The organism is Oceaniferula marina, assembly GCF_013391475.1.
Taxonomy (GTDB): domain Bacteria; phylum Verrucomicrobiota; class Verrucomicrobiia; order Verrucomicrobiales; family Akkermansiaceae; genus Oceaniferula; species Oceaniferula marina.
This window is the reverse complement of sequence record NZ_JACBAZ010000001.1, coordinates 994,718-1,020,184: the sequence shown is the minus strand read 5'-3', so window position 1 is coordinate 1,020,184 and position 25,467 is coordinate 994,718. Positions and strand designations below refer to the sequence as shown.

Genomic DNA, 25,467 nt, shown 5'->3' with positions numbered 1-25,467 from the left:
AGCACCTGACCGAGAGGTGAAACATGAAGAGAGGTAGGGGCGGCAGATGGTCCTTGCCTACCCGATCAATGGCCCCGAGGACTATTTCTGACCAGCAGGCTTTTCTTTTATTTCTTTTTGGGGGTAGATATTGAAGATAATGCCTTCCTGAGAATAAGCGTAGTGGCCACCTTCAAAGAGAATGGCAATGTCTCCGTCTTTGGTCAGGGAGATGTCAGAGTATGCCGAGGAGGTGTTGAGGATGGTTTTGGCCAATGGCCAGCTTTGTCCTCCGTCATCCGAGATGCGGATGGTCATCCCGTTGCGGCCGTTGCGTGTGCCTGGGTTGGAGTGGATCAAGCGCTTGGATTGTGAGTAGTCACGAATGACCGCGCCTTGGCACATCGGGCAGGGAAGGTTCTGATCATGCTTGAGTTCGGTCCATGTCTCTCCTCCGTCTCGACTGTAGCGGGTACCTCGCACCCCTTTTCGGTGGCTTTGCATTCGGATACTTTGATAGAGAAGGTCGTTGCCAGCTTCTGCAATCGAACTTTCGTTCCCTCCGAAGGCCGAAGATCCTCCAAGCTGCCAGGTTTTTCCATGGTCGTCCGAGAAGATACAGTGCGCTCTGAAGTGGTTTTTATCCGATCCTTCTTCGACATAGGTGTGGTTTGCCGGGCAGACGAGGCGACCAGCGTGTTTGCCTTCCCGGATTTGGATGCCGGAACAAGGTCCGGTGGCATACCAGCGCCAGTTTTCGGGGTAGATGTTGGAGGCGATGTCGCGAGGCGAGCTCCAGGTTTGTCCATCGTCGTCTGAATGTTGGATGAAAATACCGCGGCGTCCCTTGCCTTGGTAGATGGCATACTCGTGGTGGGCCGAGGTGCAGGAGAGTAGATGGATACGACCGGATTGCTGGTCGATGATAGGGGCCGGGTTGCCGGCGACGTGGTTGTGGTTGTCGTGGACAACTTGGAGTGGGGACCAAGTTTTGCCTCCATCGGTAGACCGTTTCATGACGATATCGATGTCCCCATGGTCGCCTGAACCATGTTTTCTTCCTTCGCAGAAGGCGAGTAGGCTGCCTTTGGTTGTGGTGACGAGTGCGGGGATACGGTAAGATTTGTAACCTTCGGTTCCACAGGCGAAGAGGTGATTGAGTTTTTCCAGCTCGCTGATAGTTCCGCTGACCTTGAATTCGTGAATGTTCATTTCCCCTCGATGTGGCCTGAGGGCAATGCCACGGACAAATGACTGATCGTAGGGTTTGGTGACGATATGCTGTCCATTGATGCTGAAGCTGATCTTGCCGTCTTTTCCCGAGGCTACGAAAGTAAAGGGTTCTCCTGCGGTGAGTTCAGGACCTTTATAGAAGCTTACACCACCAAAACTGCCACCTTCCGTAAAGAGCCCACGTTGGCCATCGAATCCAAAAAATTCGGTTCCCATGTAGATGCCCGCGGAGGTGTGGTTGAGTTTGGTTAGGGAAAGTTTGGTGCTCACGGAAAATTCGTTGCCTTGCACCTTGTGTCTGAACGCGAGTCTCTGTCCGGTGTTTTTACCAATGGCCACTTGACCGCTCTCTTTCCATGAGTTGCCTTGTCGGTGTGCGTGTTCGGTGAATTTTCCGTCTTTGACGACGTAGAGCGTTTTTGCTGAGAGCTGAAGCGCGGTCAGACTGATGAGTGAGGTTAGGGCTAGTGTGGTGATTTTCATGATGATCGTAGGATGATGTGCGATTGAATAGGAGCTTGAGGAGGTCTTAGTTTGTTGGAGTGGTGGCTGAGTAGCGGAGCTTGTCCACTTCGCGGTAGGACTGGCCGTCTTTTACTATAGGGCTGAAGGAGAAGACCCACTTGAATTTACGTGCGGATTTGACTAACAGGGTGTTCCAGCCTTTGTTGAGTTTGATTTTGCTCGGTTGGCGAGAGCTGTAGACTTGATCGACAAGCGGGGTCTCCTTGCCTCGTTTGCCATCGGTTTTCCATTTGGGCGGGTCGATGCGTTTGCCGTTGAGCCAGATATTACAATCGGGGTGGGCTCCCCAGTTTCCAGGTGTAGCAGCCCCGGCTCGGTCGTCTGATGAGGAGATTGTGTTGAAGGCAATCCATGCGTCCACTTCTTGATCCATTGGGCTATAGATGTGGGTGTTCCCCCAGACGATATCCTTGCCTTTCGGGTGGTGGTTCAAGTGCCTGCTGAAATTGAAAAAGTGCCGGGTGTGGATCGCTGCCCCGTATAGCGGCTTGGTCCAGCGGTATGGTTTACCCTTTACGTCGTAGAGGTCTTTGATGATGCCACGTTCGAGTTCTGGAACTTCATGGTTGGATACGGGCCCTAACAATCGCCATTCGATCTGGTGTGTTTTGACCATGGGGAAAGGTTTACCGGACATGAACCGGTCGCGCTGTTCGGCGATGCGGTTTTCAAAATCAGCAAAGGCCTCGTATTCTTTGGTTCCTTTTGCCGGGACACAGGCCCAGTACTCGGGTTGGTCTTTTTTGATGCCTGTCCAGACAGCCTCAGAGTAGGCGACCATGGCCGGGATCACCGGGTTGTTGGTGAGGGTCAGTTTTTCATCCTCGACGCGGGTGTCCGGCCAGTGGGCGAGAATACCACCGAGGTTTTGTTTGTCTCCATGAGGGACGCGGCAGGGTTGCTGGAAGAGCATACGTGTGGCGAAGTCGAGCGACTCGAGGTGGTTGACGTAGTTGGAGCGTGAGTCGATGTGTCGCAGGTGCTGAAGCGGTCGGTATTGAGCCCAGGATTGCTGGATTTGTTTGGTGTCCCCTTTGATCGTCATACCTTTCCACCAGCCGATGACTTCACGGTGGTTGTTCTGCACCGCCTGATGTAAGGCGGGAAGGTAGTCGGCATTGACGTATTCATCTTTGTGGCGCACTTCGTCGGTGCCAATGTGAATGTAAGGCATCCGTTCTTTGTCCGCGAGGGTGCAGAGCTCATCGATGAGCTTGCAGATGGACTCTTTGGCCCGAGGGTCTTTCATGTTTTTGATGTTCAGGCCGTGGCGGAACGCTTCGGAGTGGCCGGGGGAATCGAATTCCGGGATGATACGGATGCCGCGTGCCCAGCAGTAGTCGACCATGTCCTTGAATTCGTTCTGGGTGTAGAATTTTCCATGATGGCGGCCAAAGGCCTTTTTGGATTGGAGATCCGGGAAGATCTTACTTTCCAGCCTCCAGCCGAAGTGGTCGGTGAGGTGCCAATGGAAGATGTTGTATTTATAGGCAGCCATGATGTCGATTTGCATCTTAAGCTGTTCGATGGTTTGAAAATTGCGACCGACGTCGTGCATGAAGCCCCGGATTTTGAAGGCGGGGTAGTCGGTGATTTTGCAGCTGGCGACAGTGGTTTTGCCGTTTTTGTGCACAATGAGTTGACGGAGGGTTTGTAGACCGTGGTAGAGGCCGTCGATGTGATTGGCCGTGATGACAACACCCCGCTCTTCAGCAATGAGTTCGTAGGCTTCTCGTTCTTGTCCTTTCCAGTGCTTGGGAACCGTAACCTTGCCGAGGCGGAAAACGATTTGTTGTTCCGAATGTTGTGATGCTGTGATGTTGTTCCGCTTGAAAAGCTCATTGGCTTCTCGTTTGAGTTGAGCCAGCTTGAGTGGATTGGCCGAGGCTTTGGGGAGTGTTAGCCCGGCCTTCATGATTTCGATGGTCTGTCGGCTCCATTCGATACTCTGTGGCGACGGAAGCAGGGCCGGGGTGCTTGGGTTGACCTGCTGGTCGTTTGCGGTCAGATGACCAGCGCTGAGGACTGCGCTAATCAACCATAGTAATTGTGTGAACTGCTTCATCGGTTGTGTGTCATTTCAGTGGAGTTACAGGGGCTTTGGGCATGAGCATAATACCCGGCATCATCCGAACCACTATCACTTAGTGATTGGTCTCATTTTAGACCAGAATGGATGAGAGCGCCTGGATTCTTTTTGATCAATCGGCAGGTGGTATGCAAAGAAAAACCCCGCATCTCAATGAAGAGCTGCGGGGTAAAGGTGTTGAGGTGGGTCACACCTGATGAGGCTTTCAATTACTTGCGGCGACGCAGGATCAGGCTGAGTCCGCCGAGTCCGAGAAGGGCAGCGGAGGATGGTTCCGGGACAGCGGTGAGTTGGATGTTCATCATTGCATCGTCGTTGGTGGAAATGCCCCCGGTTGGTGCATTACGCAATTGACCTGCAATCACGTTGCCTTTCATTGCTATGCGTGCGTCAGCGTCAGTGTCTCCGGCACCAATGATGCCGTCTCCGCTAGTGTCTTGATACCAGGCGAAAAAGTACTGAGTGGAAGTGCTAAGCGTGTCACTATCGAAGGTCCATGTCAGAAGGTCTCCGCCAGAGAGTCCTGTCATGTTGATTGAGTTGGTCGATTGGGCTACGATTGTGGCCGTGTCTTGGACGTCTGTCATGGCTACCAAGTAAAGGCCATCTGTTGTGCTGGCAGTATCATGTGCAAATGTGACACTTTCGAGATTCATATTAGCATCCAGTGATCCCCCGGTAACGGTGAAGCCAGAGTCATTTAGAGTAAGGCTCTGGTAGTGCCAGTTCCCTTCTCCTGTTGATGCATCTGTGTATGTTGTAGGGTCTGTAGAGATGACCGTGACTGCGGCACTGCTAAGGCTCACAGTAGTGGTGAGTGCCAGCAAGATAGATGTCGTGTGTTTCATGGTAGTATTTTTCTTAGTGATTGTATTTGTTAGGGTGCTTTTGAGGGGGGAGATGTTTTAGTTAGCGATGACTGCTGCCCGCAACGTAGATCCCTCTCATCCTTAAAGTGAGATTAGGCTATGTGGATGGGGGAGGCAAAATGAAGTAGGAGGTTCAATTATAGACCACTCGGCCTCGTCTCATACCATTTGATCAGCTTGCTGACTGACTCATCATCTTAAACACAAACCATTCTGCCAATTTAACTGGGAGAATGGTATCACATCGTCGCGGGCATCACTGAGCTTGGCTCATTCAATGATGTTCATTCAAAAACCCCGCAGCTCCGTGAGAAGGTGCGGGGTGAATGATAAAAAAGAACGATGTTCGTCTGCTTCCGAGTTACCTACGGCGGCACAGGATCAGGCTGAGTCCGCCGAGTCCGAGAAGGGCCGCGGAGGATGGTTCCGGGACAACGGAGATGACGTAGCTGCTAGCCAGTCCATCGAATCGATTGCTGTCCGTGCTGTTGTAGGCGCCCATTACCATGCGTCCGGAAGCATCACCAATGGTGTTGGTTAAACTTGAGGTGTCAGCGGTTCCCGATTGGGCAACGCCGTTGACCGTGGCGGAGATGGATGAGGAATCAATGGTGAATTCCAGGACGTGTGTTCCGTCCGCCGAGAGGGCTGCTGAAGTGTCGAAGTTCGCTACCACCTGGTTGCCGGAGGTATCGCGAAGAAGGAACACGGTGTCGTTCGTGGAATCTTGGATACGTACCCACCACTCGGTTGTGCTGCTTGTCCAAGAGCCGATTTGACCGAAAAGACCACCGCGTTGGCCACTTAATGTGCCTGGATCAATCGTTGCCGTGAAGGTGTAGGTATTCCCTCCTGCAAGATCCATATTGAATCCGGCCGATGTAAAATTGACGTATCCGTCTGTAGTGGTCGTGTCAACAACTCCGCCCGAAACGTTGGATGTTCCTCCGTCCCAAGTGCCGCTGCCAATGCCGGAGATGGATGTGGTGTCAGTGACTGTGCCATCTGGCAAGGTTGAGAAGTCCGCTGAGGCGAGGACTGTTGCCGCATGCGAGATTCCAGCTGTAGCCGCAAGGGGCAGCAGAATGGGTGTCATGTATTTCATCATATGGTTTTATTTGTCTGTTGTTTAACTTGAGGGGGCGGTGTGTGCCGCCTGAGCTAGATGAAATTACAATGAGTTGGTGCTCGCCGGCAAAAGGATGCGCTTGGTCAACTTTTAGACCACATCTTAGGGGCGATTACCTTTACCTGATTGTTTAATCAAAGTCGTCGAGAGGAATCTTCTGGAAGGTCATATCGGCGGCGGAGGATTCGTAGAGGATTCCAATCGTTTTGTTGTCGATGATGACAAGTGACGAGTAGCCGTAGCCAGCACCTTGATCGAGCAGGATGTGATGTTTTTTCGGCCAGGTCTTGCCGTCATCGGAACTTCTTTGAATGGTGATGTCACGGCGGTGATGTTGGTTGTGTGGATTGGAGAAAAAGAGAAGATTGTTGCCTGATTGCGTTGTATGGCTGATTAGACTGGCCATACAGACTGGCTCGGGTAGAGCACCATGGTCAGCAGGGTGTATGGACCATGTTTTCCCCAGATTCTTGGTGAGACCTACAGCTCGGCCGTTGTTGTCTCCCTTGAGTTTGCGGTTCCGGTTGTCGCGCATCGAGAGCATGAGCGCACCATCGGACAGTTCGGCCACGGCGCATTCGGTGGTGTTGTCGCGAGCGTGGTTGGAAACGGTCCAGGTTTTCCCGTGGTCTTTGCTCCAGGTGATGTTAGAAAATGGAGTGCCTTTGGCGTCACGACCCTGGGTGGGCATGACGAGAGTGCCATCCTTCAGGGTGATGCCGTTACCGGGAGCCGGTGCGAAGAGTTGCCAGGACGGATCTTTCAGCTGTTTGGTCCAGTTCTCTGGTTTCGACCAGGTGATGCCGTTGTCCTTGGATCGAACGACCATGAACTGGGTTGATTTTAGAATATCCAGTCCCGGCTCTGATCCTTTACCCCGCCATTGGTGGGTGCCGGGTTTGCCGTGGGTCCAACAAGCGGTTACGAAAATTTCTCCGGTTTTGCGGTCGACTAAGATTCCAGGGTCGGAGCATCCATTTTCCTTTTCTGGTTTTCCTCCGAATGTTCCCATGTCCATGATGGGGGTGGGGGCGCTCCATGTTTGTCCTCCGTCCGTGGAGCGGGACAGGCCGATGTCCATGTGTTCCTGGAGGTCCCTGGATGAGTTGTAGCGCATGTCATACACGGCTAACAGACTTCCGTCATTGGCTTTGGTGATGGCGGGTATACGGAAGGTGTGGCATTGGTGGTCCCCGCGTTGATGAATGCGGTGAGCTAGCCTTGATGGTTTGTAATTTTTGTTCAACTCCACATTGAGGTGTTCTCCATTGGCAAATTCGAATCGGGAAATCTGGATCCCGATTCGGTTTAATAAGTTCGACCCTTTTTTAACTTTGACGAACACCCGGCATTTATGCCCCCCTTTGGGGAAGTTCATCTCCTGCTTGAGCTGCATGTGTTGACGATCCGGTTTGATGTTTGCATACCGGCGGTCACCCGCCTTGCGCAGATGCATGATCGATATCTCCTCAATGTCGCTGATGTCACTGGTGTGTGATGTATCGAAATGAATTGATGTTAGGGTTCGGGCTTTGTCGGTATGCAAGGTAAAGTCAAAAACTCTGGCAGGCTCGCCATCATTGAGGATGGGTAGCGTATGGGTGGTGATTTCGTATTTTGCCGCTTGAAGAGGCAGCGTTAGAGCGATGATGAGGGCCAGGCGTTTCATGTTATTGGCTGCTTGAGATGATGTGTCGTGAGAAGATGGATGGAAGCTCTTGTGTGGGGAGGGGGCGTGTAGGTGTGATAGCCTTCTTTGCCCGAAGAAAAGACCGTGGCGATGCTGTATTCCGGGGCTACGGATGTAGAGTGTCACTAAGGATGATGCAGCCGCAGCCCATGAGAATAAAAAAGCCAAGGGTTATGGATGTTTGGAAATGCCTCTATTTTAGTTTGTGCTGCGCTTTCGCACGGTCTGGATTCAGGAAAGGGGCATTTTCTATGGGTTTGGCTGATGGTCAGCGATGGATAAGTAAAACCCCGCATCTCGGGAGGAGATACGGGGTGATCATATCAAATGGAATATCGGGTATGTTGATGAAATGAGCCGCCTATTTCCGGCGACGTAAGATCAGAGCCATACCTCCAAGTCCGAAAAGGGCTGTGGAGGACGGTTCTGGAACGGTCGTAAAATCGAGGCTGGACGACCCAATGCTTGGCACACTGCGCCCAGTGTGGGCTCCTGTTGTCGCAAGCATAATGTAGAGCGCTCCTTCTGTGCCGTCGGAAGTATAGCTTACGGATGGATTGAGAGCCGTAGCTCCGTTGTCGGGAGAACCAAAGCCACCACTTCCTTCGGTGAGTGTCTGGGATGATCCTCCAATGAAGTTGATGCCATCAAGTGAAAATCCGAACGAGAGCTGGGCATTCTCATTATCAGCAAAGTTGGTGACGCCAACGTCGGCCAGGCTGAATGTATAAGTTCCGGCTTCCGCGGAGCCTCCGAGGAGTTGGCTGAGGCTGCCGAATTCGTTTCCGTTATCTCCCTCAAGCAGGAGGACGTGTGTTCCGGCTGTGCTGTCCGGGAACCAATTGTCAGGGTCACGCGCAACTCGGAAGTCTCCCGCGTCAAGCGGATCCGAGCCGAGGGATGTTTCTACCCAACCTGTAAGAGGGGTGTTGGAAACACCGTCGTCTTCCCAGCTAAGGTTACTGGCCGTCCAGGCGGCACTCGATACTCCAGCGGAGGCCGTCAGGATTAGAAGTGAATGGATTGTTTGTTTCATAATACGGATATTGGATGTTTTTTCAGGGGGGGGCTTCCTCTGCTAAGAGGGAAAGTATAATGCCCTTTCAACTAAAATATAAACATGGTTCATCTCACCGATTCAAAAGGGAGTGAGTGGTTCGGTTTTAAACCAGTGCGGGTGACAAGTGAAAGAAATTGTCAAACGAGAGGGAAATGAGCTTGGTGATGTGGAAAGAAAAACCCCCTGACTCTACAGAGAGAGCCAGGGGGAAAACACGAAATGAAATGAGTTGCTGTCTGTTTACTTACGGCGGCGCAAGATCAGGGCGAGTCCACCAAGGCCAAGAAGGGCCGCGGAGGAGGGCTCTGGGACAGCGGTGATCCGCATGGCCCAATCTTTGGTATCTCCACCGGCACCACCGGAAATGATGTCGCCCGGAACGGCTACGCGAACAGTTGTTGCGGTATCGCTGCCGTCGGTTTCAAACATACCATCGCCGTCGTCGAGGATAGGCGTAAAGAAGTATTGAGTGCCGGTGTCGAGGCTGTTGGCTGCGAAGTTCCATGCCAGGATGCCACCTTGAGCTGTTCCATTGACATCAAGGGTGTGGGAGGACACTGCGACGGTGCTGGTCAGGTCACCTTGGATGCTGAGTGCTGCCATCCAGATTTGACCTGCTACACTAGTGCTATTATCCCTGAAGAGTTCAAAGGAAGTGATTTGAGTAGGATTGCTGAGGGGGGCTCCGGATGAAATCCAGCCGCCGTCATTGAGAGTCAGTGACTGGTGAGTCCAGGTTCCTTGATCCATCTCACTGTCGTAGATAAATGGATCCAAGGTCGCCAGGGTGGTTGCGGCGTTTGCTGTGTAAACCGTGGCTGACAAAGTCAGCGCGATGTGAGTAATGGATTTGATCACGTCGTCTGTTGGTTGGGGTGATGCTGTATTTGGGGCGAAGTTAGGGTTCTAACTGATATTTGACAAAAAGGGATTACTTACGGCGGCGCAGAAGCAGGGCGAGACCACCAAGACCAAGAAGGGCAACGGAGGATGGTTCAGGGACTGAAGCCACTCCGTTAAGTGCGATTTCATCAATTTGAGAAGCGCTGAGAGCCTCATTCCAGATGCCGAAGTCGTCGGCAGATCCGGCCCACTCGGCTGTTAAGCTGTTGGATGCACCAAGTCGTAAGCTACTTGTATTGGAAAAGTCGCTTCCTGGCGCAAACGTATTGCTTTCACCACCACCACCACCAATGCTCCAACCATTGGATGCATGGTCCGCTGAGGAATCACCATCAAGATAGCCAGTCCATGTACCGTTTGTGTTGTCGATTACGAGGGCTACGTGGTGCCAGACGTTGTCATCGAAGTCGAACGCATGTGAAACAGCAAGATTCTGAGTGCTGTTATCGCTACCTGTATATTCGCCACGCATGATCAGGCTGCTTCCTTCAAGCCAGATAGACCAACCATTGTCTCCTGATCCGACATTTCCCTTGGATGCTATAAAGCGGGCTCCAGTGCCTGAGCTATTTGAATTGATCCATAGCGAAACCGTTTGGCTGCTATTGCCTACGTCGAAATTATTACCATAGTTGACGTTGCGATCTCCTCCTGTCCCGGTGCTGAATGTGATGGCTTCTCCAAATTGTCCTGTTGTTCCGGAGGTGACTGAGCCTCCTGTATTGACTGCTGTTGCAGTGCCGTCAGTTCCTACGGCGTTCCCCACATTGAAATTACCACTGTTTGTATTATCTGTTCCCAGACCTGCACCAACGTCAATGTTGTCCATTGAGCTGTGGAGCACCAAGGCTGCTTGTGAGATGCCAGCTGAGGTGATCAAGGTTAATACGGGGTGAGTTATGCGTTTCATAGTAGTTCTATTTGTGCTTTGTGCTGTTATTCGGGAGAGGTGAAAAATGCATGCACCTATCACGAGTTTTTATATAACCACGTGGTTTGTCCACAATTAAAAGTAGGTGGTCCGTTTTTAGACCATGTGTATGGGGTCTAAAAAGCGTTCACTTTTTAGACCTCTATGAGGCTCACGGTTTTTCCTGATCGCAGTTCGGGGATGAGTAAAGCTGGTTTGGTTTGGCTTGCCGGATTGATGATCATCTGTGCCAGATTGCGGATCAGGCGGTTTCCGACGGAATAACAGGTTGGCAGGGGGCTGAAACAATCGAGGATCGAGTCGTGTGAGAGAGAGATCAGAGAGACATCTTTCGGGACCTGCAGGCCACGTGAGATAAGGTGGGTGAAACTTGTGATGAAGTGGTGGTGATTGACTATGATCAGGGCGCTGGGGCGACGCGATGATGCGTAGAGTTGGTCCAGCGCCGAGGTCAGTCGCTCCGTGTGAAAATTGTGGCTTAGTTCCACGGGAGGGGGGATGGCGTCGCCGCCGTGGGCATGTATGGCGTCGAGCATACCTTGCATGGCGAGATTGTCTCCGGCCAGTTGGGATCGGAATCGGATCAGTCCGATACGTTGGTGGCCTTTTGCCAGCAGATGTCCGGTGGCGTGGCGGCTGGCGCTGTAGAAGTCGATATCGATGCAGGGAAGCGAGACTGCGGGGAAAAGAGAACCAAAGACCGAACAGCGAATGTCTGATTGAGCAAACCACTGTTGGATGTGTTGGGGGCTTTGGTGCAAAATCCAGTGTGCGTGCGGGTGGGAGCTGGTGATTTGCTGGATGGTTAAATCCGTGGTTTGCGGGTTGCGGAAGACCGGGGAGGAAAGCCACTCGACGGTTTTGTTTTCCTTGCTGAGGTAGTGGCGGAGTTGTGCGACTTGCTCCAGAACGATCGGGGCGGCCCGGTGTGCGGGTTCGGGGGTGAAAAAAACCACCTTGTCGCTTTGTTTCGGAACGTCGGACTGTTGTCGAATGCTTCGGCGTTTTGATTTTTCGACCGGGGCGAGCACTTTTTCCTGGGTGAGGATGGCGAGTGCCTGTCGCAGGCAGGCTCTGCTGATCATCAGTTCTTTAGCCAAGGTTCGCTCCCCAGGTAGGAATTCGACCCACTCCCCGCGTTGAATGGATTCGCGGATGATCTGGGCGGTCTGGGTTGCCTTGCTGGTTGGAATTCCTTGCATGGGAGAATGCTGCCGATGGTTGGATCAGTCGTTCAATACGTGTTCAGAACCAAAGTGGTCCAAATTTAAACCAAGTCAAGGATCTTGAGATCCGCGGGGGTGTGGGAGAGAGAATAAGTCCAAGAAAGGTGAGTGATCGGATAGCGGATAGCCTGAAGTCAAGGAGTCAGGATCTTCTCTGGAGGATGAGAACTCACGGCTGATAGAATCATGATGGCAGATGATATGATGAAACGAGCCTTCCAGAGAACCAGAGAAAGCATGTGCAAGCCAAATGATTAGCAGGTAGGTGAAATTGTGTTTTGAATCGATGACTCGTCAAATTCCAAGTAGCAAAATTGCCCAGGCAACGGAGATTCTTCGTTCTGCCATCGCCAAGGGTGAATGGGAAGAGTTTTTACCGAGCGAGAGAGTTCTGTCGTCGCAGCTGCAGATTAGCCGGGTGACTCTGCGCAAGGCGCTGGATTCACTTACGCATGAAGGTTTGATTGCCGCTGCAGAACGATCGAAGCGGAGGGCGATCCTTGCCAAAAAATCAGGTGCTGAATCGGTGAGTCGGGTTGTTTTTTTGACCCAGAAACCTGCGCATGAATCACCAGCTCAAGTGCTGTCACAGTATGCCCAATTGTGCCACTATTTATCGAAAGTAGGCTTGGAGGTCCAATTGGAAAGTTCGGATATCTTTCAATACAACCAGGTTTCGCAGGATGTTCTGACCCGACTTGTCGAGTCCCATGATCGAGCGCATTGGGTGCTGCACCAATGTCCTGAGTTCGTTCAGCTCTGGTTTTTCGAGCAAGGGATCAGTGCCACGGTTTTTGGGTCGGCTTTTCCGGGGATCAATCTGCCGAGTGTGGATGTGGATTTTAGAAGCGCTGGGCGTCATGCAACAGGGTATCTGTTAGCGCGTGGTCATCGTCGATTGGCCATGGTCAGGTTTCGTTCCACCTTGGCTGGAGATGATTTGGCATACCAAGGTATGGTCGACGCCCTGATGTCACCAAGTTCTATCTTGCCCAGGCCTTCTCCGGTTGTCATGAGTCATAACTATGATGTGGCCAGACTGACGCGAGAGCTTGACCGCTTGTTTTCCCTGCCAGATCCGCCGACCGGGTTGGTGGTTGTCAATTTTCATCATGTGTTGACCATGATCAGCCATTTATCCTCGATCGGGTTATCTGTCCCGGGAGATGTATCGATCATATCGCTCTCTGATGATGTGGTATTTGAGAGCTTCAGCCCTCGGCCGGTGAGTTATCGTTTGGGCGATGTGTTGGTAAAAAAGCTTGTCCGCCAGGTGATTGACTCTGTGTCAGGGGTGACTGATCACCGGCAGGTTCTCTTGATTTCGGAACAAATCCCAGGTGGGACTGTGGCCAAACTGAGCTAAGCGATGGGCCGGACGAGCTTCCTTATGAGTTTTTATAAACCGAGCGGTAGACGCCGGGAGCCATACCCACTGTGGCTTTGTATTGGCGGGTGAATGCCGATTGGTCGCCGTATCCACAATCCAGTGCGATGTCGATGATGGCTTTATCGGTATTGACGAGCATACGGGCTGCAGCCTCAATCCGGGTTTTGCGAATGAATTGGGATGTGGTCAGCTTGAAGACTTTGCGCATCCTTCGTTCGAGCTGGGTTTGTGAGAGCTTCGCTAGCTTGGCGAGCTCCGCGGGTTTGAGGTCTTCGGAGTAGTTGCGGTGGATGGTTTCAATCACCTTGGCAAGGCCGGTAAATCGGAGATCCGCATCACCCGGGGTGAGTAGATCACGCGAAATGGAGGCGAGTCCGATGATGTCTCCGGATTTTCCATGCAGGGGAACTTTTCGGGCAAGGTACCAACCGAGTGTGCCGTCCCGGTTGTAGACCAGTTCGAGTCGGTCGTTGATCTCTTTGCCTTTTTTAAAAACGTAGTGATCCTGAGCCAGGTAGGTTTTTGCCAGAGGAGGAGGGAAGATGTCGGAAACGCTTTTTCCAAGGATACTGTTGATGGATTTCAGCCCAAGTCGTTCTGCAAACGCGGCGTTGGCAGAGATATACAGGCCGTCCCGATTTTTGATGCAAAAGACAATATCTGGAACCTCTGCAAACAAGCGCTCGGCCACCATCGGGGTGTCGAGGTCTGCGATGAATTGTTCACGTAAGGCTTTAGCGGCGAGCGGCATAGGCAGAGCCAATCATAGATCGGGGGATGAAAACAGACTGTTTTTTGTCCTATTGGGAGGCCTTGGCTTTTTTCTTTTGGGGTTTCTTTTCCCAATCTTCCTTGGATTCTTTGGGGACCTTGTATTGTTTTCTCAAACTGGAGAGCTTTTGTTTCATCGTTTTGATGGTTTGGGCATACTCCGGGTTGGAGGCGAGGTTGTTCATTTCCGAGGGGTCGTTGTCGAGGTTGTAGAGTTCCCACTCTTCACCGTTGGGCACTTTCGGGCCGTAGAATCGAATGAGTTTCCAGCGTCCGTCGAAGACCCCTTCGTGGCGGCGCACGCTGTGGGCACCCGGAAACTCATAGTAATGGTAATAGAGGTTTTTTCGCCACTTGTCCGGAGTTTTTCCTTTGAGCAGGGGGACGAGGCTTTTTCCTTGCATGTCCTCCGGGACAGGAGCTCCGGCCAGATCGAGGAAGGTTTCGGCAAAATCGATGTTCTGAACCAGGTCGGTATTGACGCTGCCCGGCTTGATCTTTCCGGGCCAGCGGGCGACCAGAGGTGTGCGGAAGGATTCTTCATACATAAAACGTTTGTCGAACCACCCGTGTTCTCCCATGTAGAACCCTTGGTCGGATGAATACATCACAATGGTGTTGTCGTCCAGATTCTGAGATTTCAAGGCGTCCAGGAGTCGGCCGATGTTTTCATCCACGCCCCAGGTGCAGCGGAGGTAATCCTTGAGGTAGGTTTGATATTTCCATCGAACCAGTTCCTTTCCCTTGGGCCTGTTTTTTTCGAACCATTGATTGCGGGAGTAAAACTGGCTGTTGGGTTTGCTGTGGCGGCCTCCAATCTTGAGGTCTCCGGCGAGGCGCATCGAACGTTCGATGTTGAGTGTTTGTTCGTGGGCCGCCGTGCCACGAGTGGCGTAGTCATCAAAGAGGTTTTCGGGTTCAGGAATGGTGACATCCTGGTATTTTTCCATGAAGCGTTTGGCCGGGGTCCAGTTGCGGTGCGGCGCTTTGAAGTGCACCATTAACATGAATGGTTTGTTTTTCTGGCGTTGGCCTTTAAGCCAAGCGAGCGCTTTATCGGTGATGACATCAGAGGAGTGTCCTTCACTCTGGCTGTTGCCTTTTTCGCTGACAAAGGTCGGATTATTATAGCGTCCTTGACCTGGGAGCACGTCCCAATAGTCAAATCCTTGCATTTTTCCACTCAGATGGATTTTACCGATCATTGCCGTCTGATAGCCATGTTGTTGTAAAATCTTCTGGAATTGTTGTTGGTCGTGGTTGAATGGCCCCCGGTTGTCAATTTTGCCGTTGAGGTGGCTGTGTTTGCCTGTCAGCAGGGTGGCCCTGCTGGGTGCGCAGATGGAGTTGGCGACATAGGCCCGGTCGAAGCGGATGCCTTCGTTGGCGATCCTGTCGATATTGGGGGAGGGGTTGAGCGATTTGAAGCGTTTGCCGTAGGCTCCGATGGTTTGATACGAGTGGTCGTCTGAAAAGATCCAGAGGATGTTGGGTTTTGGCGATGCCGATGAGGTGTCAGCTTTAGCCATGGTGGAAGCTCCCAGACAGGTGAGCAGGGCAAGAGGCAGGATGGAGGAGGGGTGAATGTAGCTACGCATGGTGAGTGGTTGGAATCCTTGTTCCTCCCTCATACGCATGGAATTCGGTATTTTATGCAGAAATTGACAGGGGGCATGTCTGGTTCGGTCAAGACTGGGGTGTTACTCTTGGAAATATGAGTGCAACTAGCATACCTACCTTATTGAACGATGTGAAGGCCAAGCCGATGACGGACGAACAGGCTGCGGACCTTGCCGTTGAGCTTGCTGGCAAGATTCTCGAAGTGGCCAATAAAAGCCAGAAAGCCTCGGAGCGTTACCAGGGATGGAAGATGGCCAGAATGATGGATGACCCGATGGGTAAGACCTTGACCCTGGCGATGGCTGATCAGGTGTTCCGTTCTCCCAGCGACTCCCGTTCGGCATCCCAGTTCCGCTACTTACTCGATGAATATGGGGTTCCCACCTATTTGCCTCTGCATGAGCAGGTGGCGATGAAAATGGGAGCCATTTCCTCGGCGCTTGCTCCCGATTTGGTCATGCCCGCGATCACGTGGAAGATGCGGGGAGAGAGTAGCGAGGTGATTTTACCGAGTGAGGATGAAAAACTGATCCCCCACCTGAAAAAACGTAAGGCGCAGGGGATTCGCATGAATATCAACCAATTGGGTGAAGCTATTCTCGGTGAAGAAGAAGCAGGAAAGCGGCTCGACCAGGTGGTGGCTCGTCTTGAGAGTCCCGATTGCGAGTATATCTCGGTAAAAATCTCAGCGATTTTCAGCCAGATCAACCTGGTGGCTTATGATGATACGTTAGATCAAATCAAGGAACGCCTCCGCCGTTTGTATCGCACGGCTCTGGCGAACACCTTCACCACGGAAGATGGACTTCCGTCACCGAAGTTCGTTAACCTTGATATGGAGGAATACCGTGATCTGCATCTGACCTGTGATGCCTTCAAACAGGTTCTGATGGAGGACGAGTTTCTTAAACTGCGTGCCGGAATCGTGCTGCAGGCATATTTGCCGGATTCCTTTGAAGTGCAAAAAGATCTGACGGCCTGGGCCCGGGAGCGGGTTGCCCAGGGCGGGGGAACGATCAAGGTGCGCATTGTTAAAGGTGCCAACCTTGCCATGGAAGAGGTGGAAGCCAGCGTTCACGATTGGGAGCTCGCTCCATATAGCAACAAGGCGGATGTGGATGCCAACTACAAGCGGATGGTGCATTACGGCTGTCATCCTGACAATGCCAAGGTTGTGCAGTTAGGTATCGCAAGTCATAACTTGTTTGAAATCACCTACGCCATGATTCTTCGTGCCGGCAATGGTGTGGAAGAGCACGTGGAATTTGAAATGTTGGAGGGGATGGCCAACCATCAGGCTCGCGCCGTGCGGGATGCGGTTGATGGGTTGTTGCTTTACGCTCCAGTGGTCAAAAAAGAGGACTTCCATTCGGCGATTGCCTATCTGGTGCGCCGACTGGATGAAAATACAGCCGAGGAGAATTTCCTGCACGATATTTTTGGAATGAAAAAAGGGGACGCCAGTTGGGAAAAACAACGGAAGATGTTCCTAACGGCATGTAAGCGCCGGGATGAAGTGAGCACCCTGCCGGCAAGAACCCAGAATCGGGCAACGGAAGTAAACGAACTCGATTTGAATGCTCCTTTCAAAAATGCTGCAGACACCGATTGGTCTTTGCGTCACAACATGCGCTGGATTTTGAAGGCGGTGGAGCAATACCGTGCCACCCCGATCGAGCCCATCCCGGTTCAAATTGGTGGCGAATTCGAACACTCAGAGGAAACCAAGGTCGGACGCGACCCCTCATGTCCTGAGAAGGAGGCCTATCGTTTCAGCGGCACCGATGCCGATGGCATTGAGCGTGCCCTGCAATGTGCTGCCGACGCCCAACCTGCCTGGGAAGATCTCGGGGTGGAAGAGCGCCGACGCATTCTCAAGCAGGTAGCTGTCGAAATAGCCAATGCGCGTGCTGATTGCATTACCGCCACCATGCTCGATGGCGGCAAGGCAGCTCCCGAAGCCGATGCCGAAGTGAGCGAAGCGATTGATTTTGCCGATTATTATGCTGACAGCTTGAGTGATGAAGCCTTCTTTGATGGAACATCCTGCAAGGCGTTGGGAACGATTGTGGTGACTCCTCCGTGGAACTTTCCCTTCGCCATTCCTTGTGGTGGCGTGTTAGCCGCCTTGATGGCCGGTAACTCCGTGATTTTAAAACCGGCATCCGAAGCGGTGCTATCATCCTGGCAGATGGTGCAGTTGCTTTGGAAAGCCGGCATCCCGAAAAAAGTGCTTCAGTTTGTGATGTGTGCCGACCGCAGTTCCGGCCAGAAGTTGCTTACGGATGAACGTTGTTCCGGAGTGATTCTAACCGGAGGTTACCCGACGGCCCGTATGTTCCAAGGGTGGAAGCCCGAGATGAAACTCTTCGCTGAAACCAGTGGTAAAAATGCATTGATCATCACCTCCGCCGCCGATCCGGATCAAGCGGTCAAGGACCTTGTCAAGAGCGCCTTTGGTCACGCGGGACAGAAATGTTCAGCGGCTTCTCTGGCCATCATCGAAGCGGATCTTTATGACAGCCCAGGCTTCATGCGTCAGCTGCGCGATGCTGCTGCCAGCTTGAAAGTCGGCCCGTCATCCGATCCGGCATCGATTGTGACGCCCGTGATTCATGAACCGGACGAGGACTTGTCCCGGGCTCAAACGACCCTTGACGATAAGGAAAACTGGTTGTTGGAGCCGAAGATGGTCGACGGCAACCCGTGTTTGTGGTCGCCGGGGATTAAAAAGGATGTGGCTCCCGACAGTTGGTACCGTCGCACCGAATGTTTTGGTCCTGTGTTAGGTCTGGTTCGGGCCGCGAACCTGGAGCATGCCATTCGAATCCAAAATGATTCAGACTTCGGTTTGACCGGAGGGATTCACACTCTGGATGCACGTGAGATTGAGATTTGGCGTGATCGGGTCGAAGTCGGTAATGCCTACATCAACCGGAGTATTACCGGTGCGATTGTTCAGCGTCAGCCGTTTGGTGGATGGAAGCAGTCGGTGTTCGGTCCGGGAGCCAAAGCCGGAGGTCCCAACTATGTTTCTTTGTTGGCGGATTGGACTCAGGATGCATTGCCGCAGTCACTTGCCGAGCCCGCCAGTCAGGTCAAGGCCGTCTTGGATCAGATCGTGGCCAAACTTCCTGACGCCAAAGACCAATTGAAAGCTGCCGCATCAAGTTGTGCCCGATGGTGGCAAGAGGAGTTCTCTGTTGAGCATGATCCGAGCCATCTGCACGGAGAAAGCAACCATTTCCGCTATCGTCCATTCCCACGTATCCTGCTTCGATCTGAAGGAATGGAGGATGTGCAATTGGCCAAAGTCCTTATCGCTTGTGTCACAGCGGGTGTGCGGGTGGATGTGAGTGTGGCAAAGTCCTCAGCCTTCCTTGTCGATCTGGGTGTGCCGGTGGTTGTGGAAAGCGAATCTGAGTTGATTGGCCGTCTTGGCGAAGATGCCAAACAATATGGTATTCTCAGGGTGCTCAATCCCAGCATGAACCTGCAGCGTGCAGCCAATGACGCCGCCTTGCAGACCATTACCGCGCCACCACTAGCAAATGGCCGTCTCGAGGTATTGCATTATCTTCGTGAGCAGGCTGTATCAGAAACCACACATCGATATGGCAATGTGATTCCGAAGGCCAAGGATGTATTGCTGGAAAACGCAAACGGCTAGACGGTTTCGATTCTTCTTGTGATCTGGTAGGCCTTACCTTAGGTTCGGATTGCTTGATCAGATAGAATCCACGGTTTGACTCTTTATTGGGGGGGGTTCGTGCTGAGCCACCTCTGATTTGCCTATCTGTGTTCTCTCTGACAAGTTAACAGATAGAACCCAGAACCCAGAACCATGAAACATTCAGCGTTCACCATACTGGCAGGAATCTTCCTGACCTCTGCCACTCAGGCAGGAACTGAGACATATACAACAACACCAGCGCCCAGCCAAGGGCTCTGGGAATGGTTTGCCGGTGGTAGCATCGGTTATTTGACGGATATCGAAGAACCGATGTACACCTTGCATGCGGGTGTGGAATACACTCATCCTGCACAGAGGGGAACGCATTTGGTCTACTTGGAAGTGGGCTTAACCCAGGATGACGAGGGTTATTTGTTCAGCCCACCACCGGGAATGACCGGAGGCCGGACCGAAACGGTTGATATGGATGCCGACATCATTCCGATTACGCTGAACTATCAGTATCAGGCTCCGATAACGGAATGCCTGAACTACTATGTAGGACTCGGTCTGGGTATTGTGATTCTCGATACATCTGCCGAATGGCAATGGACACAGGCTGTGGCTCCTCCTTTCAATCAGGGTGGGGGCAGCGAAGATGAGACAAAGGTTCGGTTTTATGGCCAGGTTTTTGCCGGTTTGAGCTATGACATCAGCGAATCTTTTGAGCTCTTCGGAGGCGTCCGCTACATCTTTATGGATGATTGGGACGCTCTGATGGATGTGCCAAACCAGCCGACAACACATACTTTCGGAATTGATGGTGATGTCTTGTTGGAACTTGGCGGTCGGTTTCATTTTTGATAGCTAACTTGTTCATTTTCAAGCCTTCTCGTTGGTCTTCGACGGGGAGGCTTTTTAGTTTTTTACTCAAAAAAAGCCCAGACCTGCAGTGGCGAATGCGGGGGCTGAATGGTGTGGAATCCCTTAATCTAAGGGGAGAGACAGAGCCTGAGTGCTATATGTAGCAGCTGTATAATATTAAGATTTATTAAAAATTTACTTGTCTCAGCTATAAAAAAACGCAATATAGGCCTTGCCTGCGGCACATTCTGCTGTTAGTGCATTCGGCGCCGAAGCCGATCGGGAAGCTATCCGTTGATAGTTTTCCGATTTTATTTTGGCGAAGTCTTACCCCCTACAACCATAACAACAACCAGACAGAACTATGAAAAACACCATCATCACCGGAGCCGCCGCTATCGCGCTTGCTGCTCCTTCGATCGCAGGTACACCTGTTACTTATACTGCTCCTGAGCCAGCCCCATCCAACCTGGGTCTGTCCGGAGACTTGAGCCTCGCTTACCAGAGCCAGTGGGATTTCCGCGGAATTTCCACCACTGCTGCTGACGCTGTTGATTACCTCACTGACGGTAATTCCGACACCGACAACATCGTGATTGCTGAGCTTAACGCAGGTTATGCCTTCACTGAAAACTTCAGCCTTGTTGGTGGAGCTACCGTGCGCAGCCTCGGTGACACCAGCATCGACCACAACACCTACCGTTTCGGTGCTCTTTGGCAGCAGGAAGACTGCTTCTCCATCGAAGTGGGTTACCAGTATCACGACCTTCGCACGATCGTCGACACCGGCAACCTCGATGAGCTCTATGCTAACTTCGGTTTCGTTTGCCCATGGACTGGCACGAACCTCAACCTCTTCTGGGCACACAGCCTCGACGGACTTGACGCTGGTGACCTTGTTGGTGACTCCGACGTGCTTGACGGCGACTACCTTGAGCTCAACGGTAAGAAGACCTTCGAACTCAACGAGTGGGCTTCCCTCGGTATCTACGGCGGAATCGCTTATGGATTCGACTACTGGTCCAACAACGACGACTTCACTCACTGGTTCATCGGTCTTGACCTTCCACTCAAAGCCACTGAATACCTCACCGTGACTCCTTACGTGACTTACACCGACGGATTGAGCGGCACTGAAGACGTATTCGGATCCGGCATCGACGAGGGCGACGAGTTCCTCTGGGGTGTGAAAGCTTCCGTGAATTTCTAAGTTTGAGTTAAACAACTCTGAATTTATAGCCCGGTGCGTGAAAGCGCACCGGGTTTTTTATTTTGTGGTTCAATTGGTAGGCATATAAGACCATTGAGCTTCGTTGGGATTTTTCCTGAAGTGGTGTAGGGTGCTGCTGATGAGCCGACTTGAATCTCTATTTTTTCGAAAGGAGCAGATGCTGATGACGTTTCTCTTTTGTGGAGCTACTCTTCAGGCGGGGACGGTTACGGTGTCACATGGCACCGTTTCCGGTTCGGATGATGCAGACCAAGCTGGCCCTATCTGGGGAATGGGTGTGACTCCTTCGATAGGGGTCGTCTCAGGGCAGGCCGAAGGGCCGTTGTTTCTTACCCGAATGGAGTTTCAGTCATCAAGCTCGGGAACCGGGACTGAGACGGTCCAAGGGGACTTGTTTCTCCAGGTGTATGATGGTTTTGAGATCAATCAGCAGGGCGAGATTATTCAAATTGGAAAGCTGGTGACAGCTTCAAGTCATAGCCTTGACTCAGCTCAGTTTGGCAAAAATCAGACCCTTTCATGGTCTTTTGACGGTCAGGCAGCCTTGGATCCTGAGAAGCAATACGCTTTTGTCATGGCCTCGGATCGGGAGAAAGAGGCAACGGTCAATGATCATGAACACTTGGTGCCCGGGGCTTTTGAGCTTCGCTCCCAGGACAGTTACGCGGGTGGGGATGGCTATACCGCCAGAGGCAAGCGTCGGGGGTGGGATCTGGAGTTCAAGGCAACGTTTGAGCGAAGCGCACCTGTGATTCAAGTTCCGTCCGCTATACTAGGACTGGGTGGAATGACCTTGGTATTGGATTAAGGGGGTAACGGGTGTGACCTTTGCGTGTTACCTATGATGGTGACGTCGTGGGAGGAGCTGCCTCGGGTCGGGCGCTTCTACGGCGTATTGACAAGGACCCGGTAAAAGCGGGAAGATGTTGGACTGTCGGTGAATACGAGGCTGCCGTCGGCTCCCGCCGTGGGGCCCACAATCGGCGACCATGGATCTGTGATACCAAGGTCCGATGACGCATACAGGGTGTAGTTTCTGCGCGAAGAGGTATTGACCACGGTGATATCGAATTCGTTTTCGGTATCCGTTTCCTCGATGGCGCTGATTTTCATCACAGAATCTGGGTCGAAGGGGTCGGTATCTGCCTGATATTCTTCCAGGTTGCTTTTGCCATCGTTGTCTTCATCCTTGTCGGGGGCTGCAATGGTAGGGTTTCCAAAATGGGTGTCTTCCCAGAGGTCGGACATTCCATCTCCATCGGTATCCGTGCCGACAGGGATCCAGACTCCATTGTAGTCGATGTTGATATAATCAATCGTGACATCGAAGGCGTTGCCGAAGCTGCCACCGGTGGTGTCACCCAGAATAAGGCGTTGTTCCGAAGATGACTGGTCATAGGGCACCCCTTCGATCTGAGTCAGCCGCTCGCCATCGCGGAAGACATGGTATACTCCGGCTGCGGGGTCATGGGTAATACGGAAGGTGTGGAATTCTCCGTCCTGATTGTTGTGGCTGACGTTGAAGGTATTGTTGTTGTAGTCTTGGGTCCGGTCGGCATAGACCTCAACTCGTATCAGGTTACTGCCGGTCCCAAGCCAGAAGGCAAAGCCATTGGCGATAGCGTTGAATTTGGCACGCATTTCAAAGGTCCAGGCGGCATCGTTCTGGTCGGACCAACCGGTGTTGGTTCCTTCAAGCCAAGTGCCACCTGAGCTGGTGTTGACGATTTGTAAATCATCGGTGTTGACGAGGTTGGAGGTGAGAGATCCCACGGAGCTCCAATCGTTGATGTAGCTGGTTCCGTTGTAGATTTGGTTGCCTTTGAACCCCGTGCAGAATTCGACGTAGTCAAAGGTTACGTCGAAGTGATTACCGAAACTTCCACTGGTATAGTCACCCATGAGTAGTCTGTTGTCACTGGCGGTTGCATCATAGGCGGCTCCAGCCACGGGGGTGAGGAGGACACCGTCGCGCCACAGGTGATAGACGTTGTTGGCTGGGTCATGGGTGATCTTAAACGTATGATATTGGCCGTCGTGGTTGTTATGGCTGACATTGAAGCTGTTTGCCCCGAAGTCCTGGGTTCGGTCGGGATGGGCTTCGATCAAAATTCTGTGGGTTCCGGTTCCCAGCCAAAAGATGAAGCCATTATCAATCTTGTTGAATTTGATCTTAGCTTCGAAAGTCCATGGCTGGTGGTTGATTTCTGACCAGCCGGTGTTGGTTCCATCCAGCACGTAGCCTTGGTTTCCCGGGTGTTGAAGTTGCAGGTTGTTCGGAGCGACCGGTGTGGGGGTCAAGCCGGTCCCTACCCAGTTGCTGGCAAAGCTACCACTATTGTAGATGTCGCTTCCTTCGAATCGACTGCAGCCAAGTCTTTCACCTGCTTTTTCGGCAATGGCCGCTGGCGTGGAAAGGATCAAGGGGAGCTCGATCACTCCGAGCCCACCAGAAATACGGTCCCCAACATAGGTTTCGCCGATCGTGTTCGGGTGGGTGTTGTCGTAGGTCATACTGGTTGGGTCGAAGCCGTTGTTTGCATCGATGATCCAAACAGGAGATGTAGCGGACGCGGTGTTTTTCGTTGCGGCCAAATCAGGTAGCAGGGCATTCAGGGCGTCTACATAAGAATAGGCGACGTTGTTGGAATAGAGGACCTGGCATAGGTGGATCCGGATATTGGTATTGGCCGCGCGTAATTGATCGATGATGAGCGCGATGTCATCACGCACTTGGCTGGCCGAGGCTCCTCCGGAGAGGTCGTTAATGCCGATTTTAATGACCGCAGTGTCGGGGATGTAGCTGCTGGCCGTGTAGCTGATGACTCCTTGATCGGCAGTGTTGAACGTGGTGGATTGGCCCGTCCAGTTGGCGAGGGTTCCCTGGCCTAGGTTGTTGACGTTGTAGCGGCCAGCGGGTAAGGGGATACGACCGTTTTCCCAGAATGCGCGCCAGCCCCAATGGCCGTCATGCTGGTTGTCGAAGGACTGCCCATTGACATCGGGCGTTGACCCCGGGTTGGACTTGTAGGCTCCTGAGACACTACCGGTGAAGAGATAGCCGGGGGTGGCATTTTTTGCGACCGAAGCATTGGCCAGATTTTTAAATACCTGGTACCGGTAGCTTGGATTGCCGTTGCCTCCTTGGGTGATGGAATCCCCGATAAACACTAACTTGCCATAGTGTCGGGAGATGCCGGAGATTCCAGCGTTGAGAAATGCCTGGGTGAATCGGCGCCCGACAATGGTTTTTCCCTCTTTGTTGAGGTGGAGTCCGTCGGGAGCGAGTTGGTTACTCAGGTCGGTATTGGCAAAAAAATCGATGTAGGAGGTGCTGGCTGCGATCGCGGCCTGGTTGGTGGCGGAGGTTCCGCCCGCAGCGGTGGTTCCTGCGGCGACAGTGTACAGGTTGGCGGCATGGGCCAGATCGGCCCGCAGGTTGTCGGTGAGTTCTTTCAGTCGGGTTCCGGCGGCAGCTGCTTCTGAGGCATTGTCACTTTCTCCTTGCAGGTAGAGAAGGCCGGCAATCTCATAGCTGTCAGTGGGGGGGAGGCTGGCGACAGCCTCGCTGACCGTGTCGAGGATGTGTTGATACATGTGTCCGCCAGAGTCTTTGTGCCAGTTGGTGTTGCCCCCGCCGCCACGACTGGCTTTGATGACGCCGAAGTTTCTTACACCTGCACGATAGAGTCCGCGGGCAAATTCCATTTCCGGCCCCCAATGGGTGGCGCTGCCGGCATAGTGGCCACCTTGTTGATCCTGTAGGGTGGTGAAATCGGCACTGCCTGAAGCCGGAGTCAAGGTCTGGCCTGAATGGCCGATGCTGGTGCTTGAGTTAACAACATTATGCCAAGAGAAAAGGATGTGTTGATCCGCTGGGTCTGACCCGGATGTTGGATCGTTTTCTCCACCGTTGGTCGTGCCTAGAGAGTTCGATTGTCCGGTGAGAATAAAGAGTTGATGGTGTTCCGCGAGTGCGCAGGGGCTGAGAGTGATCAGCAACAGGCCGAATCCAGCGGTAAGGGCGGTCAAGGTCTTCATTGAGAATTACTTTGGAGTGCCCATGCGGCTGTTTCAATAGGATTGCATTGGTGTCATTATCAAACCAATCCTCCGGGGGGCACGGAAGTCTTGTGGCTTATCGTTTGCTTGATTCAGGCTGTGTTGCGCGCCTGATGAATATTCTTGCTTGAGTATACTGGCAAATGGCTTACCTAGTCTTACTTCCGGATGCTAGTCTGTGGTTCGAACGACCCACATTCTGGTTTAGATTCCATACCACAT

At 52.5% G+C, this 25,467-nt stretch carries 17 protein-coding genes; 5 read left to right on the top strand and 12 right to left on the bottom strand.

All coding sequences use genetic code 11. The annotated features are described in order from the left end of the window. Positions 1–81: 81 nt before the first annotated feature. The 9 genes from HW115_RS04070 to HW115_RS04030 form a co-directional block, all read right to left on the bottom strand. A complete protein-coding gene (locus HW115_RS04070; protein WP_178931278.1) occupies positions 82–1,695 on the bottom strand; it encodes a sialidase family protein in 1,614 nt (537 codons plus the stop codon). A gap of 46 nt (positions 1,696–1,741) precedes the next feature. Beyond that, entirely contained in the window at positions 1,742–3,802 is a 2,061-nt protein-coding gene (locus tag HW115_RS04065) for a family 20 glycosylhydrolase (protein WP_178931277.1), read from the bottom strand. 233 nt (positions 3,803–4,035) lie between these two features. Next, a complete protein-coding gene (locus tag HW115_RS04060; RefSeq protein WP_178931276.1) occupies positions 4,036–4,674 on the bottom strand; it encodes a PEP-CTERM sorting domain-containing protein in 639 nt (212 codons plus the stop codon). Between the two features lie 382 nt (positions 4,675–5,056). Next, positions 5,057–5,803: a PEP-CTERM sorting domain-containing protein gene (locus HW115_RS04055; protein ID WP_178931275.1), complete on the bottom strand. Its 747-nt coding sequence runs from the start codon at positions 5,801–5,803 to the stop codon at positions 5,057–5,059. 151 nt (positions 5,804–5,954) lie between these two features. After that, a complete protein-coding gene (locus HW115_RS04050) occupies positions 5,955–7,493 on the bottom strand; it encodes a sialidase family protein (RefSeq protein WP_227021253.1) in 1,539 nt (512 codons plus the stop codon). A 382-nt stretch (positions 7,494–7,875) separates the two neighbouring features. Next, the gene (locus tag HW115_RS04045; protein ID WP_178931274.1) at positions 7,876–8,550 is read right to left on the bottom strand and encodes a PEP-CTERM sorting domain-containing protein; all 675 of its coding nucleotides are present in this window, start codon (positions 8,548–8,550) and stop codon (positions 7,876–7,878) included. Positions 8,551–8,814: 264 nt separating this feature from the next. Further along, a complete protein-coding gene (locus HW115_RS20025; protein ID WP_319609272.1) occupies positions 8,815–9,432 on the bottom strand; it encodes a PEP-CTERM sorting domain-containing protein in 618 nt (205 codons plus the stop codon). 73 nt (positions 9,433–9,505) lie between these two features. Further along, a complete protein-coding gene (locus HW115_RS04035; RefSeq protein ID WP_178931453.1) occupies positions 9,506–10,387 on the bottom strand; it encodes a LamG domain-containing protein in 882 nt (293 codons plus the stop codon). 155 nt (positions 10,388–10,542) lie between these two features. Then, the gene (locus HW115_RS04030) at positions 10,543–11,610 is read right to left on the bottom strand and encodes a substrate-binding domain-containing protein (protein WP_178931273.1); all 1,068 of its coding nucleotides are present in this window, start codon (positions 11,608–11,610) and stop codon (positions 10,543–10,545) included. A 310-nt stretch (positions 11,611–11,920) separates the two neighbouring features. On the opposite strand from HW115_RS04030, the gene HW115_RS04025 reads away from it, so the two are divergent. Continuing rightward, positions 11,921–13,000 (top strand): substrate-binding domain-containing protein, encoded by a 1,080-nt coding sequence (locus tag HW115_RS04025; RefSeq protein WP_178931272.1) that lies wholly within the window; start codon positions 11,921–11,923, stop codon positions 12,998–13,000. 22 nt (positions 13,001–13,022) lie between these two features. On the opposite strand, the gene HW115_RS04020 is transcribed toward HW115_RS04025, so the two are convergent. Beyond that, a complete protein-coding gene (locus tag HW115_RS04020; RefSeq protein ID WP_227021252.1) occupies positions 13,023–13,775 on the bottom strand; it encodes an AraC family transcriptional regulator in 753 nt (250 codons plus the stop codon). A 49-nt stretch (positions 13,776–13,824) separates the two neighbouring features. Beyond that, complete coding sequence (locus tag HW115_RS04015; RefSeq protein WP_178931451.1) at positions 13,825–15,324, bottom strand: sulfatase/phosphatase domain-containing protein; 1,500 nt, start codon at positions 15,322–15,324, stop codon at positions 13,825–13,827. A 185-nt stretch (positions 15,325–15,509) separates the two neighbouring features. Between HW115_RS04015 and HW115_RS04010 the strand changes: the two genes are divergently transcribed. The 4 genes from HW115_RS04010 (at position 15,510) to HW115_RS03995 (ending at position 21,991) form a co-directional block, all read left to right on the top strand. Continuing rightward, positions 15,510–19,085 (top strand): proline dehydrogenase family protein, encoded by a 3,576-nt coding sequence (locus HW115_RS04010; RefSeq protein WP_178931271.1) that lies wholly within the window; start codon positions 15,510–15,512, stop codon positions 19,083–19,085. Between the two features lie 174 nt (positions 19,086–19,259). Beyond that, a complete protein-coding gene (locus tag HW115_RS04005; protein ID WP_178931270.1) occupies positions 19,260–19,952 on the top strand; it encodes an outer membrane protein in 693 nt (230 codons plus the stop codon). A gap of 364 nt (positions 19,953–20,316) precedes the next feature. After that, positions 20,317–21,162 carry a hypothetical protein gene (locus tag HW115_RS04000; protein WP_178931269.1) on the top strand — a complete coding sequence of 282 codons (846 nt, stop codon included), beginning with the start codon at positions 20,317–20,319 and terminating at the stop codon, positions 21,160–21,162. A 184-nt stretch (positions 21,163–21,346) separates the two neighbouring features. Further along, a complete protein-coding gene (locus HW115_RS03995; protein WP_178931268.1) occupies positions 21,347–21,991 on the top strand; it encodes a hypothetical protein in 645 nt (214 codons plus the stop codon). Positions 21,992–22,068: 77 nt separating this feature from the next. On the opposite strand, the gene HW115_RS03990 is transcribed toward HW115_RS03995, so the two are convergent. After that, the gene (locus tag HW115_RS03990) at positions 22,069–25,224 is read right to left on the bottom strand and encodes a sialate O-acetylesterase (RefSeq protein WP_178931267.1); all 3,156 of its coding nucleotides are present in this window, start codon (positions 25,222–25,224) and stop codon (positions 22,069–22,071) included. Positions 25,225–25,467 lie beyond the last annotated feature (243 nt).